This window comes from Krasilnikovia sp. M28-CT-15 (assembly GCF_047159595.1).
Lineage (GTDB): Bacteria > Actinomycetota > Actinomycetes > Mycobacteriales > Micromonosporaceae > Actinoplanes.
Genome location: NZ_BAAGAK010000001.1, coordinates 1,559,725 through 1,574,718, shown reverse-complemented (window position 1 = coordinate 1,574,718; position 14,994 = coordinate 1,559,725). Strand labels below are relative to the sequence as shown.

The window sequence follows — 14,994 nt, the reverse complement described above, 5'->3', positions numbered from 1 at the left end:
ATGTGCCGCCGGCGCCGCGCAACCAGGATGAGTCGCGTGATCGAAGCCACGAACCTGACAAAACGCTACGGCGACAAGACCGCCGTGAACGGTCTCACCTTCACCGTGCGGCCCGGTCATGTCACCGGATTCCTCGGACCCAACGGAGCTGGCAAGAGCACCACCCTGCGGATGATCCTCGGCCTGAACACCCCGACTAGCGGCAGCGTGACCGTGGACGGCCGCGACGTCCGCGATCTGCCGCGCGGCCTGCGTCACGTCGGTGCGCTGCTGGACGCCGGCGACGTCCACGGCGGGCGCACGGCGGCCGCACACCTGTCCGCGCTGGCCCGCAGCAACCGCATCACCCAACGCCGCGTCGACGAAGTGATCGACCTCGTCGGGCTCTCCAGCGCGGCAGGCCGGCGCATCGGCACGTTCTCGCTCGGCATGCGACAACGGCTCGGCATCGCCACCGCCCTGCTCGGCGACCCGCCGGTGCTGCTGTTCGACGAACCGCTCAACGGCCTCGACCCCGAAGGTGTGCGGTGGGTGCGCAACCTGTTCCATCAGCTGGCCGCCGATGGCCGCACCGTGTTCGTGTCCAGCCACCTGATGAGCGAGATGGAGAACACCGCCGACCAACTCGTGGTCATCGGCCGCGGTGAGCTGATCGCCGCGGAAAGCCTGGCGGAGTTCGCCGCCCGCGGCACCCGACCCGGCGTACGGGTCCGCACCCCACACGTGGATCGATTCGTTGCGATCCTCGGCGAGGCCGGGGCCCAGGCTGACCGGGATGGGATCGAGCTGCTCGAGGTTACCGGTTTGACCCGAAATCGGATCGGCGAGCTCGCCTTCGAGCACGGCGTGATGTTGCGCGAGCTGTCCACCCGCAACGCCTCACTCGAAGCCGCGTTCATGGAACTCACGGCAGACAGCGTCGAGTACGCCGCTCACGACGCGTGAAGCCAATCTCCCCAAGGAGTGTCAATGACCGAGCTTGCGACCGCACGAAACGCCACTCGGCAGGCGGCCGAACCGGGCGCCCGTTTCATCGACCTGATCAGCGCCGAGTGGATGAAGCTCTGGTCGCTGCGTTCGACGGTCTGGGTGCTGCTACTCAGCGCGCTGGGCGTCGTGGCGGCCAACGTCAACGCTGCCTACGCCGACTACCGCAACTTTCCCGACTACGATGCCACCACGCAAGCCGCCTTCGCACCCGGATGGGCGGCCTGGGACGCGTTCATCTCGCTCGCCGCGACGCTGGTGATCCTGGCGATGAGCTCGCTCGGCGCGATCAGCATCGTCGGCGAGTACACCAGCGGACTGAACCGCACCACCTTTGCTGCGGTGCCGTCTCGCGGCGCTGTCATGACCGCCAAGATCGTCGTGATCGGGTTCGTGACGACCGTGTTCGGCGTCCTAGTCGCAAGCCTGTCGTTCTGGGCCACCCAGGCGATCCTGTCGGGGCGGCACGCCGGAATCTCCATCGGTGAGCCCGGCGCACTGCGACTTGTCGCCGGGTCGGCCCTGCTAGCGCCGCTGTCGGCGCTCATTGGCATGGGGCTCGGGGCGCTGATCCGGACCACCGCCGCCACGCTCGTCACCGCAACGCTTGGCCTGGTGATCCTGCCGATGGCGCTGAATGACGACAAATACTGGGCCGCCGTGTTCGCCCACACCATGCCGCGAGTGGCCTGGGGTCGGCTCACCGAACTCGAACCGGGCTCGGGACCGGCCACCCTGTCGCACTACCCGTGGACCGTCGGGGGGGGCGTGGACCGTCTACGCCGCCTGGACCGCGACGTCGATCCTCGTCGCCATCATTAGCGTGCAACGCCGCGACCAATAGTCCGCGAGCCCGGAACTCCGTCCGACGGAGAAACGGGACCGACATTCACGCCCACCTAGTCGACCCTGTCAGGTAGGCGATGTGGGGGCACCGAGCTGGAGGCGCTTGCGGCCGATGTGGTGCAGTGTCTCTCGCAGCGCGGCAGCCTCGCCGAGCCATTGCTTGCCTTCGGCCTCGCGGATCCGTGCGTGGGTGTTGGCCTCGATCGAGTCCAGCAGCGGCGTCTGGGCGGGGTCCAGGCGCAGCTGTGGGCAGCGGATACAGGCGTGCTCGTGTACGCATGGGGTGCCGTAGGGGCGAAAGCAGTCGCCGAGGGCGACCCGGCGTAGCTGGAAGTGCTTCTCGAACGCGGCCCACTCGTCCGCGGTGACCTCGCGGTATTCGGCGGCGTCGCGCAGCGCCCGGCGAGGGGTGATGAACTGCTGGTGCCGGGTGATCACCTCGTCGGGGAACACGGCGGTGTAGCCACGGGTGGTGTCGAGGTCGAGGTGGCCGAGCAGGGCGGAGGCGATGTGCAGCGGCAGGCCGGCGCCGACAGCTTCGGTCGTGAACAGCCGCCGGAAGTCGTGCGGCGTGAACGTGATCGGGGCGTCGCCGTCGCGGAGGCCGGTCGCCCGTGGCGATGAGCACGGTGCGCACGTAGTGCGCGGACAGGACCTCTTGGCGGGCGTCGACGCGGCGGGCGAACAGGTGCGGCAGCGCCGGGCCGTGGGTCTTCTCGGCCGGGTCGTAGCGCACCGCGAGAGGGATGGCGTCGGCGTCGCCGCGCGCCCGGAAGCGGCACATCAACGCAACCGCGACCTTTCCAGGAGGTGACCGACCTGCGCACACAGCTCGCGGCCGCACGCTGCCCTGCGAGACCTGGGGGCAACTCGGCAGGCGGGCACCAGTTAAGCAATCTTGAGTGCCGGTTAGGCCCGGCAAGCCGCAAGGATCTCCTGCTCCCGCCCTCCCTGACGTGGTTTCCCGGCGGACATTCCGCACCTGCCGATATCGTCAGGGCGTGAGCGATGAGGCGGTCGCCCGCGGCCGCGAATTGGTGTGGCACCTGGGCGAGGCAGCCTGCGTGACTTTCGCCAAAGGTGACGCCGACACGGTGATCTCGGCGTTCGGTGGCGACCCGGCGCACGTTTCGGTGATGACGATCGAGGAGAGCGAAGCCGCGCTGTCCGGTTACCACTACAGCGCCGTCCCGAAAACCGTCCTCGTGCGCGGCGTCGGCGACTGGCAGGTCGCCGTCGAACCGAACGGCTTCGAGGGGTCGCGAATCGAGGTGCTCCGTCCGTTCTGTGCACGCGGCCCGGCGCTCAGCGTCTTCTGGGGCCTCAATGGCTCCCAGTTCAGCTATGCGGTCGGCGGCCGGACTGCGGTTGGATTCGCCATTACCGAGCCCGCGCGGGTTGCGGCATGGGCGCGGGGACAGCGGGTCCTCGAGCTGGTCGTGGACCTGAGCAGATGCCTGCGTTGTACTCTTCGCAGCTCTAGACCTCAGGATGCGGCGTTTTATTAGCGGACCTGACAGACGCGCTGCACGATGTTGGTGCGCCAAGCCGCGCACAGACGGTGCTGGCCACTGCTACTCGCCGCGAAGGAAGCCGATCATGAAGTTGCCGTATGCCGTCTTGGCATCTGCAGGTCTCGCCGCTGGCGTGCTTGGCGGGTGCACGGCGGGCGAATCGGAGTCTCCGTGCACAGGGACCACGTCGTGTGCCGCCGTGTCCCCTAAACCGTCAGACGGAACGTCGCCGGAGCTCAGCGCAGCGGGCCGCGTCTCGATGTTGGAGGACATCCTCAACGAGGCGGAATTCGGCAAAGATGTCTCGTCGCGGTCCTGGAACGGCACCGTCATCCAGGTGGGTGTCTGGACGGACACCACCACCCAAGACGACCGGCTGAGCCTTTGCGACGCGATCGTGACCGCGATTCGCCCGACCGGCCTGGTGGACAGGGTGACTGTGTCCGCGTTCCAGACGTCCCCGTCCGCAGGTCTTCAGGCCGCAACCAGCGCTGCGGCCAACCCGCTGGTGATCTGGCTGTCGCCGGAAGCAAATTGCAAGGTGGACGGATAACTGCAAATGCTTTTATCGAAGATTCTCTGGAAATCTATCGATCAGCTCCTCGGCCGGGTGACTTCGAGTCTCGGAAACCCTCGCCGCCGCAATCACCATCCTCAGCTACCTGACCATGCGGCCTCGGCGAGCAGTCGGCTGAACCGCTGGGCAGGGGTGTCCCCGCGACGACCGCTAGAACCTTAAGCCGTCCGAGTGGAGCCAACACAGGCCGTCAGAACCAGTCCGACGTTGCCGAGCCCGCAGTCCTGATTGTCCTTTGCCATCGAAGTGTGTCCGCGTGCCAGCAAACACTTCCCCGGTGAGGGTTTGTGCCGCTGCGGGAACGAGCGAGCACCGAGGGCTCGACCACCACGGACGCCGGCTGAGCCGCCCCGAGCAAGGGGTTGACGGCTTGACACATCACGCGATCGGTGCGCGCCCAACCCAGGCCCGGATCAGCGCGGCTGCCGCATACACCAGCAGAGCTGTGCCGGTGCCACTACCGGCGATCGTGCTCGGCGCGATGCCGGCAGTCGGCTCACCGATCGCTGCGGCCACCGCGACTGCGGTCACCGCGACACCGAGCGGCACAAGCGGCGGATCGTGCAGCACCGGCGCGAGTGGGATGAAATGCAGCCCCACCACTGCAGCCACCAGGGCAGGAATGAATTGAGCGAGGCCGGCGACGCCCAGCACGGCCGACCCCGCACCACAGAGGGTGAACTCGATGCCCACGATGATCCCGTAGCGGCGATTGGTTGACGGGTCCAGCCGCCGCGACGGCTTGTTGCGGACCACCAGCACCAACCCGGCGGCGCAGATCAGCAGCGACAAGACAGCCCCGCCAGCAAGCCACGACTTGAACCCTGTGGGCGTCGCCTGCGCCCAGCCGAACCAGCTAGCGGCGAAGAAGCCGAGGATCAGCGCCATCAAACCACGTTCGTGTGCCCGGGAGGCTGGGCTCTCCTTGCTTGCAACCGTCACGCCAGGACAGTATTGAACCCGATCAACCCCAACACCACCCCGCCCCGCCTCGCCCCGCCCCGAACGAGCCTCGGCCGCGCACCGCCACGGACAGAGTTCACTGGCAAGAACCCCACGTCGCACGTTCTTCACTGGCACGGACAAACCTCGTTGGCAAAAGGACACTGATCCTTACCAATCGTCCCGGCGTCGCAAGGCGCCCTGCCAACTACTTGGTGCAGGCCAAGGCGATTGCCTCTTCGTGGATTGGTTCGCTGGGTTGGGGTCTGCGGTCGCAGGACAGCACGCCGTTGACAGGGCCGAGCCAGGACCTGACGGTGCCACTACCGGACGTGGTACCGATCAGGCGTGACCCCGCCGCATTGCGACCAGATGTGCAGCGGCCGACCAGCCGCCACATGACGAAGGCGGACGGCGATGATGCCTGTACCGAAATCCGATGCCGAACTCGACATGCTGCTGTTCAAGCGGCCGCCATTCGACGAGATCGACAGCTGGAGCCGGGGATTCGCTGAGCGGATCATGCACATGATCGGCACCACCGAGCCCACCAACGACCAGCTGCGAGTGCAGCTTCGGCAGGGGGCTGTGTCTACCTTGCATTGGCTTGGGCGGACCGACGACCCGACCCGGACCGAGATCGTTGACGCCAACGCTGAGCAGGACTGGGTCAACTCGATCGACGGACTCATCCATACCTGTCGGTGGTTCGTCGGCAACGGGATCCTGACCACCAACGGCGTCGATGTCTCCGTCCTGCAGAAGACCATCCACGCGCATCGACAACAACCGACGCATGATGACCTGCAGGTTGGCGAATGAGTTGCCAGTCGCCGTCAGCGTTTCGTGGTTCAGAGTGTCGGACCCTCCCAGTACAGTGACATCCGTCGTTTTGTAGTCGTTCGACCACGACGGGACTGTGGATTGCTCCTCTGTCAAGCAGCCGTATCGGCGCGTAGCGCTTGGTAGATGACGTCGGAGAGGCGTCGTTTCAGCACGCGAAGGGCTTCCATGCCGCCGTCGCCGCCGGCTTTGCGGCGGGCGATCAGCTCTTGTGCTGGCAGGTGGCAGCGGGCCTGGGTCATCGCGATGCGGTGCAGGGCGGCGTTGAGCTGGCGGTTCCCGGTGCGGCTGAGCCTGTGCCGGGAACGGTTGGACGACCAGACAGGAAGCGGGGCGGTGCCGTTGTGGCGGGCGTAGGCCGACGCGGACCGGAAGCGCGCGATACCAGCGGTTTCGCCGAGGATCTTCGCGGCGGTCAACGCAGCGCAGCCAGGTAGTGCGATCAGTGTGGGTGCCAGTTGCTGGGCGAGTTTGCTGATCTCCGCCCCGAGGGCGTTGATCTCGTCGGTCAGCTGCCGGCATCGCTCGACGAGCGCGGCGGCGAGCCGGGCAACGGTGCCGGGCAGGGTCGTCAGCCGGTGAAGGACTCGGTTGAGGTTGCTGGCCCGGTCCAGTGACCGGGCAGGCGGATCCCACTCGGGGTCGAGTTCGTGCAGGTGCCAGCGGAGGCGGTTGACGGCGCGGGTGCGTTCGGCGATCAGGTCTTCGCGGTGGTCGACGAGCAGGCGGATCTCGCGGTCGGGTCCGTCGAGGTGGGCGACGGGTAGTCCGTCCTCGCGGAGCGCGGCGCGGGCGACGGCCAGGGCGTCGATTGGGTCGGACTTGCCGTAGGTGCGGGCGGCATCGCGGGCGTGTGCCATGAGCTTGGGCGGGACACGGACGATGCGTTCGCCAGCGGCGAGTAGGTCGCGTTCGAGGCGGCGGGTCATGTTGCGGCAGTCCTCGAGAGCCCAGACGCGGTCGGGGTCGTGCCTGGCCGCCCACCGCAGCAGCGTGAGGTGATCTTTGCTGGTTGATCCGCAGGTCTTGACCGCGACTTGCCGGCCGTTGCCGTCGATGATGACGGCGGTGTGGGTGCGCTTGTGCGCGTCGATGCCGATGACCACCATGGAAGTGCGTCTCCTTGACCGAGGGGCGCGGGCCGGTCGGTAGGCATGTCCCAGTCGGGCGCTGACACGCTCCTCTCAAGCCATACCGGCCGGTCCTTGAGGTCTGGCGGGCCGCAGAACCTACAACAGCCACGAAGGCAACAAACAGGTGGAGCGAGCCCGCCAGACAGTCCAAGGTTGACACTGGATCTAACGGTGTTTTCGGCCTGACCCGCCGGGCGTAGCCCGGCGAGGAGGGTGCCGTGATGACCGCGACACTGAACGATGTGACCCCACGGAAGAAGAGGCCCGAGCCGTCGGCGGAGGAACAGGCCGCCGCGGAGCTGGTACGGCTGGCCAAGGAACAGGGCCTGGCGCTGACCGGGCCAGACGGGCTACTCAAGCAGCTGACCAAGACGGTGCTCGAGACCGCGTTGAACGAGGAGATGACCGAGCACCTGGGCTACGAGAAGCACGACCCGGCCGGTGCGGGGTCGGGCAACATCCGCAACGGCACCCGGTCCAAGACCGTGCTGACCGAGGCCACCGGCCATGTCGCGATCGACGTGCCCCGCGACCGGGCGGGCACGTTCGAGCCGCAGATCGTCAAGAAGCGGCAGCGCCGGTTGTCCGGCGTCGACGAGGTCGTGTTGTCGCTGTACGCGAAAGGTTTGACCACCGGCGAGATCAGTGCCCATTTCGCCGAGATCTACGGGGCGTCGGTGTCGAAGGAGACGATCTCCCGGATCACCGACAAGGTCATCGAGGAGATGACCGACTGGTCGCACCGGCCCCTGGATGCGATCTACGCGGCGGTGTTCATCGACGCCATCGTGGTCAAGGTCCGCGATGGTCAGGTCGCGAACCGGCCGTTCTACGCCGCGATCGGGGTCACTCTCGACGGGGACAAGGACATCCTCGGCCTGTGGGCCGGCACCGGTGGCGAGGGCGCGAAGTTCTGGATGAGCGTGCTGACCGACCTGCGTAACCGGGGTGTCAAGGACGTGTTCTTCCTGGTCTGCGACGGGCTCAAGGGGCTGCCGGAGGTGGTTACGAACGTGTGGCCGGGCACGGTGGTGCAGACCTGCATCATTCATCTGATCCGCAACACGTTCCGGCTGACCTCCCGCAAGTACTGGGACGAGCTGAAACGCGACGTCAAGCCGATCTACACGGCGGTCAACGCTACTGCCGCACGGGCGGCCTTCGACGACCTCGCCGAGAAGTGGGGCGGCCGGTATCCGGCGGTGATCCGGTTGTGGGACAACGCCTGGTCGGAGTTCATCCCCTTCCTCGACTATGACGTGGAGATCCGGCAGGTGCTGTGCAGCACGAACGCGATCGAGTCGTTGAACGCCCGCTACCGGCGGGCGATCAAAGCCCGCGGCCACTTCCCGAACGAACAGGCAGCGCTAAAGTGCCTGTATCTCGTGACCCGGTCCCTGGACCCGACCGGGACCGGCCGAACCCGATGGACGATGCGCTGGAAACCCGCCCTGAACGCCTTCGCCATCACCTTCAGCGATCGCTTCCCGGCCGCTGAGACCTACTGAAGACCGCCGGAAACACCATTAGCGAGATAGTCCCACCACGACGTGTGAGCGGGGTGGATCGGCAGTGGGTAAGGCGGATCAGGCGGATGCGGCCGAAGCCGTGCGGCTGCAGCAGGTATTGAAGCAGCGGCATGAGGAGCTGGCGGCGGCCGGTGATGACGGCGGTACGCAACGGGGAGCGGTCTTCGCCGCGACGAAGGCACTGCTGGACTTCGAGGCCCAGCTGCCCCGGATGCGTGAGGAACGGCGGCGCCGGCTCAGCAGCATCATCGTGTACGCCGCGGCCGGGATCGCGGTGGTGATGATGATGCTGATCCAGATCGCGCGGATGCTGCAGCACCACCTCAGCTGGTGGTATCTGATCGCGGTGCTGCCGGTGGCCGGCATCGCCGGCCTGATAGCCGGATTGGAGGGGCAGGAACCGACCAACGGGCACCGAGGCCGGGCCGTCGGCGCGGTCATCGTCGCGTTGGCCGCCGCCTTCGTGGTCGTGGTCACCGCCGGGCTGCTGTCGGCGTTCTGGCTGCTGGCCCTGATTCCGCTCCTGGGGTTGACGGCCGGGTTCTGGTTGGGCGGGCAAACCGAGACCGAGGAGGCGCAGTGACCTACACCGCCTACGACGGCTCCCAGCTGGAGCAGACCCTGCAACGGTTGCAGCAGCGGGTGTCCTCGATCGCCTCCGACCTCGACGAGCTGCAGGACCGGCACCGTGACCTCGACACCAGCGTCGACGAGGTCGACAACCGGGTCGACGCGCTGGAAACCGTCCAGCAGGAACTGCGGGAGGCGCACGACGACCTCCAGGAAGGCATCGACGACGACATCGCCCGGATCGCAGCGACCGTGAAGGCGTTAGCCGCGACCGTCGGGTGGATGGAACGACGGCTGCGCGCCGAGCACGACATCGCCGCGGCGCCGCTCGACGCGGTCGACGACAATCTGCGGCAGCTGGCCGACCGCGCCCGCCGAGGGCAGCAGTCCGCAGCGGTGCTACTGAGCCAGCCCGTTCGGATGGCGCACCAGTCGCGCATCGACCAACTGGGCGAGCTGGAGCGCAACATCGAGCAGGACACCGCGCTCGCGCTGCAGCTCAGCGCCACGCTCGCGAACAGACCACGGGGCAGCATCGAGTACCGCGAAGCAGGCGACGCGTACCGGGCGGCGGCCAAGCGCCTGACCGGCTACCGAGGACGGCTGCCCGCGACGCGACAGGCCGCCGACGACGCCCGCCGCGCTTTGAACCTGGACGACAAGCACCGGGAAGTCCACGGGCCACAGGTCATGACCGGCGAAGCCGCCAGGGCCCGGCTGCGGGATGTGCTGCGCGCCCGGCTCGACACGGCGGTGGCCGAGGGCGCGCTGCTACCGCCCTGGCTTACGCTGGTCCTAGGCCACCAGCCGCTCGCCGAAGACGTCGCCGCGTGGATCGAGCTGGCTACCTCGCTGCTGGCCTACCGGGTCACTTACCAGGTGACAGATCCAGTCGTGGCACTCGGCGCCGATGGACACGACGACCCCCACCGCCAGGCGTGGCACCACAAGCTCGACCAGCAACTGCGGGACCGTCGCCGGTGGCCGGCGTGACTGCCCGGAGCGGCTGGCACGGTCACTACCAGGCGAAATACCGGTCGTGGTGTGACACAATTGATGGATGAATGCCGATATCGCGGATGTGGGTACCGAGACGCCCCCGGCGCATCAGCGCCATATGTCGGCGATCCGTGCGGCGCCCAAGCGGACCGCCAACTTGGCCGAAGCCCACAGCGAAGGCTGCGGAATCTGACCAGGGCGGCATGGGTCGCCGCTAAGTTCTGACCCGCGGATCATGCGCAGTGTCCGCGTGGCGCTGGCGGGCTGCTGTCGCGCGGAACCGAGGTGCCGCGCCCGGCTCGCCAGCCGAACTCGACGACAGTGTCGTACGACCAGACGTGCCGGGCGAAGCCGGCCCCCGCCCTCGCCGAGCGCGAGCAGCTCGTCGGCCCCGGCGGCCTTTGGCGCCGGCGTCAATCGGACTCGATCGGGTGATCGCCGAGCGTGTGCCTGGCGCGCACTGCGATGTACGCGGCGGCGCTGGTGGTGGACTCGATCACGGACGTGATGGTGCTGCGCTTCTGTGCAGGAGTAGCGGGTGCGACCGTCGGTTGGCTCTGCTGAGCGTCCTGTTGCTCAGCAGGATGCCGCCCCCTGTCGGGGCGTATCAGTATCTATAGATCACGCACGGATCACGCAAACGTCCACAAGGGACATGAAAAAAGCTCCGATCAAGCACAAAATGCCTGATCAGAGCCTTGATCAACTGTGCGCCGCGTAGGACTTGAACCTACAACCCGCGGATTAAGAGTCCGCTGCTCTGCCAGTTGAGCTAGCGGCGCTCGCTGACAACGACGGAAACGATAGCACGGGGCCGAACCCCCACTCCAACGGGTATCCCCGCATGATCGCCTCGGCCCGTCATCCACAACCGGCCCCCACATCTTGCATGGATGAGGCAGGATGTCCGCGCAAGGTCGAGAACGGGGATGACATGGGTGGCAGGCAGCGCTCGCTGGTCGCGGTCGGGGTCGTGGCGGTCCTCGCCCTGACCGCATGCACGGGGGGCGCGGAGGCCGCGCGCGACCCGCAGGCATCGAGCGCACCCCCCACGACCGTGCCGCAGCCCGTGGCGGCCACCGTTCCGCTCGAGCTCGCCATCACGCCGGCGAAGGGCACGAAGGACCTGCCCATCAGCACCGAGATCGGGCTCAAGCTCGCCGGCGGCACGGTCAAGACGGTCACGCTGCGCGACGCCAAGGGCGGGTCGATCCCGGGCACGCTGCGCGAGGACGGCTCGGCCTGGGTACCCGCGAAGCCTCTCAAGCACAGGCAGCGGTACGCGGCGACGGTCACCGCCGCCGACCCGGGCGGCGCCACGACGACCGCGACGACCACCTTCACCACGATGGCCGAGCCGGCCCGCCGCACGGGCACGGGGCTGTACCTCTTCGACGACCACACGTACGGGGTGGCGATGCCGGTGGTGGCCGAGTTCAACCCCGGCATCAAGAAGAAGGACCGGGCCGCCGTACAGAAGCGCATGTTCGTGCAGACCGACCCGCCGCAGCCCGGCGCCTGGTCGTGGACCTCGAGCGGCACCCAGGCCTATTACCGGGCGCCGCAGTTCTGGCAGCCCGGCACCCAGCTCAAGGTGCGTCTCGCGGTGGGCGGCCTGCCGACCGGCGGCGGGCGCTACGGCAGCCAGGACCGGGCCGCCACCGCGAAGATCGGCCGCAACTTCGTCATGAAGGTCGAGAACAAGACCAAGAAGATGACGGTGCTGCAGGACGGCAAGGTCGTCCGGACCGTGCTGGTGAGCCTGGGCAAGCCGAGCACCCCGTCCTCGAGCGGCACGATGGTCGTGATGGACAAGCAGACGTCGACGGTGTTCGACACGACGGACACCGACGGCGCGAACGGCTACAAGATGACCATCGACTACGCGCAGCGACTGACCTGGAGCGGACAGTACGTCCACTCGGCTTCCTGGTCGGTGGGTGCGCAAGGTCACCGAAACGTTTCGCACGGTTGTGTCAATGTTTCCCCCTCGAACGCCCGGTGGCTGTTCGATCACACGCTGATCGGCGATCCGATCACGGTGCGTGGCACGGGCGACAAGCTGATCCAGGGCAACGGCTGGACGGCATGGGACCTGAGCTGGGAAAACTTCATCAAGGGCAGCGCGCTTCCGGTCCCCGCGAATCTTCGGTGACCTGATCCTCCCCGCGCGGGGCACAGATCAGCGGCCGAGCGGCCGAATGGGTGGTCGCGGCCGATTTGCGCCCTCGGACGGCCCCACCACGGCACGAATCCGGGATTGGTGACCCGGCATTCATGAGAGAAGATGGGCGCCGGACGACATCACGGGTGGGGAGAACATGGGTACGAGTCGAGTTAGGTCGACGGGCATGAATACAGCCCGCCCGGCCGCCCGCGCCGCCCGGCGGCCATGGCGGGCAGCTGCGGCCGCGTTGGCGGCCGGTGTCGTTCTCCTGAGCGCGGGATGCAGCGGCGACAAGTCACCCTCCTGGCAGAACGGCTCGCAGGGCGGCGGCGGCAACGCCCAGTCCCCGTCCCCGGCCCCGACCCAGAGCACCGTGGCGGTCACCACACCGGCGCCCGACGCCAAGGACGTCGTGGCGATCACGGACATCAAGTACGACAGCGAGGACCCGGCGAACACCTCGGTCGAGGTCAAGGATTCCGACGGCGGCGCGGTCAAGGGCGAGCTGGACAAGGACGCGAAGGTCTTCCACCCGGCCAAGGCGCTGAACTACGACACCACGTACACGGTGACCGTGACCGGCACTGCGACCGAGGGCAAGTCCGGCACCACGACGGCCACGTTCAAGACCATGGCGAAGCCGTCGAAGCAGGTGCGGGTCTCCAGCTTCCTCGGCGACGGGCAGGTCGTCGGCGTGGGCATGCCGCTGATCGTGCGCTTCGGCCGTTCCGTGCCGGAGAACGTCCGCGGCGACGTCGAGAAGCGGATGACCGTCAAGGCGGAGCCGGAGCAGGAAGGCACCTGGCACTGGATCAGCCCCACGGAGATCCACTACCGGCCCAAGACGTACTGGAAGCCGTACAGCAAGGTCTCCTACCGGGTCCAGCTTGCGGGCCTCCCGATGGGCGACGGCTGGTACGGCCGCTCCGACCTGGGCGTCGATCTCAAGATCGGCCGGAGTTTCGTCATGACGGTCCAGAACAAGTCGAAGCAGATGACGGTCCGCCAGGACGGCAAGGTCATCAACACCATCCCGGTGAGCCTCGGCAAGCCGAGCACCCCGTCCTCGAGCGGCACGATGGTCGTCATGGAGAAGAAGGAGCACACCGTCTTCGACACGATGGCCGAGCTGGGCCCGGAGAAGGGCTACCGCACCGACATCGACTTCGCGCAGCGGATCACGTGGAGCGGGCAGTTCATCCACGCGGCGAAGTGGTCCGAGGGCGTGCAGGGCCGGACGAACGTCTCGCACGGCTGCGTCAACGTCAGCGAGAAGATGGCCAAGTGGCTCTTCGACCGCACGATGATGGGCGACCCCGTCACGGTCAGCGGCACGGGGAGCCCGCTGAAGAACGGCAACGGCTGGACCGACTGGAACATGAGCTGGGACCAGTACAAGAAGGGCAGCGCGCTGTCCTGATCCACGGCACCTCGCGGGCCCCGGTCGTCACACGGCCGGGGCCCGCGGCGTTCCGGCCGCGGCGCCCCGGGTGCACCTACGCTGGGTTGATGTCGCGGTCACTCGGCGCTGTCGCGCTGTTCGCGCTCCTGCTGGCCGGCTGCGGCGGCGGGTCGCCGCCGCCGGCCACCACGCCGGCGCCATCCAGCGCCAGCGCGGCCGTCGACGACCCGCCAGGCACGATCACCTGCACCAAGCTGACCCGGGCGATCGCGGACGGCACCCTGATGGAGCCCGGCGTCGTCGACGACATCGTGGCGACCAGCAGGACCGCGGACGCCCCGGTCGCCGACGCGGCGCGCAGGCTCGGGGAGGCGTACGCCGCCGCGGTGGCGGCACACGGCACCGAGAACGAGCCCGACGCGGTGGCGGCGGTCAGCGCGGCGGGCGCCGAGATGTCCGCGGTGTGCATCGACTCGGGCCTGGAGACCGCCGGATAAGGGCACCGGGACAGCAATCAGGCCCGGTCTGGGACCGGGCCTGATTCGCAGTCACATGTGACCAGGTGGGGTGATCGACGGGGCTCGAACCCGCGACATCCGGGACCACAACCCGGTGCTCTACCAGCTGAGCTACGACCACCATGCCCCGTGCAGCGGCATTCACCGCGGCGCGCGCCGGACAATCATAGCCACACGCACCGGACGCCCGTCGAGTGGGTTCCCGGCGTGGCTCGCCGAGTGCTCGACACGGGTCCGACGGGCGTATCCGGCTACAGCTCGGCCGCGATCGCCCGGGCCGTCTCCACATCCGGTCCGGGTGGGGGAACGAACACCGTACGGCGGTAGTACTCGAGCTCGCGGATGCTCTCCCGGATGTCCGCCAGAGCGCGGTGAGCGAGGCCCTTGGTGGGCTGACCGAAGTACACGCGCGGGTACCAGCGGCGGCACAGCTCCTTGATCGAGGAGACATCGATCATCCGGTAATGCAGGTACGCATCGAGGGTCGGCATGTCGCGCGCCAGGAAGCCCCGGTCCGTCGCGATCGAGTTGCCGCACAGGGGCGCGGTGCGGGGAGAGGGCACGAACTCACGCACGTACGTCAGGACGGCGTCCTCCGCCTCCGCCATCGTGATCGCGGAGCGGCGCACCTCTTCCGTCAGGCCGGACTTGGCATGCATGTCGCGGACGACCTCGGGCATGGCGTCGAGTGCCGCGTCGTCGGCGTGAATCACCAGGTCAACACCCTCGCCGAGCACGTTGAGATCAGGGTCGGTAACCAGCGCGGCCACCTCGATCAACGCGTCTTTGCCGAGGTCGAGACCCGTCATCTCACAATCGATCCACACCAGAAGATCCGCCACGCGGACAGCCTACGCGTCGGCCGGTCAACGCGCTGCGCCGTCGGCCATACCCGCCTGTCGGGGACGTACAGTTTGTTATGCCCGATTTTGGGCGATACCTTCCCAGCGGTACCTCGCCTTGGCTA

16 protein-coding genes and 2 tRNA genes are annotated in these 14,994 nt (G+C 67.8%); 12 read left to right on the top strand and 6 right to left on the bottom strand.

Translation table 11 applies throughout. The features are described 5' to 3' along the window. Positions 1–27: 27 nt before the first annotated feature. Together ACMCNO_RS07565 and ACMCNO_RS07560 are read left to right on the top strand one after the other, a co-directional pair. Complete coding sequence (locus ACMCNO_RS07565; RefSeq protein WP_412753649.1) at positions 28–945, top strand: ABC transporter ATP-binding protein; 918 nt, start codon at positions 28–30, stop codon at positions 943–945. Positions 946–969: 24 nt separating this feature from the next. After that, entirely contained in the window at positions 970–1,809 is an 840-nt protein-coding gene (locus ACMCNO_RS07560) for an ABC transporter permease (RefSeq protein ID WP_412748684.1), read from the top strand. A gap of 90 nt (positions 1,810–1,899) precedes the next feature. On the opposite strand, the gene ACMCNO_RS07555 is transcribed toward ACMCNO_RS07560, so the two are convergent. After that, a complete protein-coding gene (locus tag ACMCNO_RS07555) occupies positions 1,900–2,286 on the bottom strand; it encodes a hypothetical protein (protein ID WP_412748683.1) in 387 nt (128 codons plus the stop codon). Between the two features lie 548 nt (positions 2,287–2,834). Between ACMCNO_RS07555 and ACMCNO_RS07550 the strand changes: the two genes are divergently transcribed. Both ACMCNO_RS07550 and ACMCNO_RS07545 read left to right on the top strand, forming a co-directional pair. Further along, positions 2,835–3,341 carry a hypothetical protein gene (locus tag ACMCNO_RS07550; protein ID WP_412748682.1) on the top strand — a complete coding sequence of 169 codons (507 nt, stop codon included), beginning with the start codon at positions 2,835–2,837 and terminating at the stop codon, positions 3,339–3,341. A 265-nt stretch (positions 3,342–3,606) separates the two neighbouring features. Then, on the top strand, positions 3,607–3,900 hold the full coding sequence (locus ACMCNO_RS07545; protein ID WP_412748681.1) for a hypothetical protein: 294 nt from the start codon (positions 3,607–3,609) through the stop codon (positions 3,898–3,900). 402 nt (positions 3,901–4,302) lie between these two features. Here ACMCNO_RS07545 and ACMCNO_RS07540 read toward each other — a convergent pair whose 3' ends face one another. Next, positions 4,303–4,812, bottom strand: a complete 510-nt coding sequence (locus ACMCNO_RS07540) for a hypothetical protein (RefSeq protein ID WP_412748680.1) — start codon at positions 4,810–4,812, stop codon at positions 4,303–4,305. 471 nt (positions 4,813–5,283) lie between these two features. On the opposite strand from ACMCNO_RS07540, the gene ACMCNO_RS07535 reads away from it, so the two are divergent. Further along, positions 5,284–5,688: a hypothetical protein gene (locus ACMCNO_RS07535; protein WP_412748679.1), complete on the top strand. Its 405-nt coding sequence runs from the start codon at positions 5,284–5,286 to the stop codon at positions 5,686–5,688. Positions 5,689–5,801: 113 nt separating this feature from the next. Here ACMCNO_RS07535 and ACMCNO_RS07530 read toward each other — a convergent pair whose 3' ends face one another. Beyond that, the gene (locus ACMCNO_RS07530; protein ID WP_412747779.1) at positions 5,802–6,818 is read right to left on the bottom strand and encodes an IS110 family transposase; all 1,017 of its coding nucleotides are present in this window, start codon (positions 6,816–6,818) and stop codon (positions 5,802–5,804) included. Between the two features lie 245 nt (positions 6,819–7,063). Here ACMCNO_RS07530 and ACMCNO_RS07525 point away from each other — a divergent pair, with 245 nt between their 5' ends. From ACMCNO_RS07525 to ACMCNO_RS07510, 4 genes are all read left to right on the top strand, one after another. Further along, positions 7,064–8,350, top strand: coding sequence for an IS256 family transposase (locus ACMCNO_RS07525; RefSeq protein ID WP_412748678.1), 1,287 nt, complete (start codon positions 7,064–7,066; stop codon positions 8,348–8,350). 64 nt (positions 8,351–8,414) lie between these two features. Next, positions 8,415–8,954, top strand: a complete 540-nt coding sequence (locus tag ACMCNO_RS07520) for a hypothetical protein (RefSeq protein ID WP_412748677.1) — start codon at positions 8,415–8,417, stop codon at positions 8,952–8,954. Then, on the top strand, positions 8,951–9,934 hold the full coding sequence (locus ACMCNO_RS07515; RefSeq protein WP_412748676.1) for a hypothetical protein: 984 nt from the start codon (positions 8,951–8,953) through the stop codon (positions 9,932–9,934). The genes ACMCNO_RS07520 and ACMCNO_RS07515 overlap by 4 nt, the downstream gene beginning before the upstream one ends. Positions 9,935–10,001: 67 nt before the next feature. Then, complete coding sequence (locus ACMCNO_RS07510; protein WP_412748675.1) at positions 10,002–10,133, top strand: hypothetical protein; 132 nt, start codon at positions 10,002–10,004, stop codon at positions 10,131–10,133. 516 nt (positions 10,134–10,649) lie between these two features. Here ACMCNO_RS07510 and ACMCNO_RS07505 read toward each other — a convergent pair. Beyond that, a tRNA-Lys gene (locus ACMCNO_RS07505) sits at positions 10,650–10,722 on the bottom strand. A 152-nt stretch (positions 10,723–10,874) separates the two neighbouring features. Between ACMCNO_RS07505 and ACMCNO_RS07500 the strand changes: the two genes are divergently transcribed. From ACMCNO_RS07500 to ACMCNO_RS07490, 3 genes are all read left to right on the top strand, one after another. After that, complete coding sequence (locus tag ACMCNO_RS07500; RefSeq protein ID WP_412748674.1) at positions 10,875–12,095, top strand: Ig-like domain-containing protein; 1,221 nt, start codon at positions 10,875–10,877, stop codon at positions 12,093–12,095. 196 nt (positions 12,096–12,291) lie between these two features. Next, the gene (locus ACMCNO_RS07495; protein ID WP_412748673.1) at positions 12,292–13,527 is read left to right on the top strand and encodes an Ig-like domain-containing protein; all 1,236 of its coding nucleotides are present in this window, start codon (positions 12,292–12,294) and stop codon (positions 13,525–13,527) included. Positions 13,528–13,616: 89 nt separating this feature from the next. Further along, positions 13,617–14,006 carry a hypothetical protein gene (locus ACMCNO_RS07490; protein WP_412748672.1) on the top strand — a complete coding sequence of 130 codons (390 nt, stop codon included), beginning with the start codon at positions 13,617–13,619 and terminating at the stop codon, positions 14,004–14,006. Between the two features lie 66 nt (positions 14,007–14,072). Here the strand turns inward: ACMCNO_RS07490 and ACMCNO_RS07485 are convergent. After that, positions 14,073–14,148: transfer RNA gene (locus ACMCNO_RS07485), tRNA-His, on the bottom strand. Between the two features lie 130 nt (positions 14,149–14,278). Next, on the bottom strand, positions 14,279–14,869 hold the full coding sequence (gene orn / locus ACMCNO_RS07480) for an oligoribonuclease (RefSeq protein ID WP_412748671.1): 591 nt from the start codon (positions 14,867–14,869) through the stop codon (positions 14,279–14,281). Positions 14,870–14,994 lie beyond the last annotated feature (125 nt).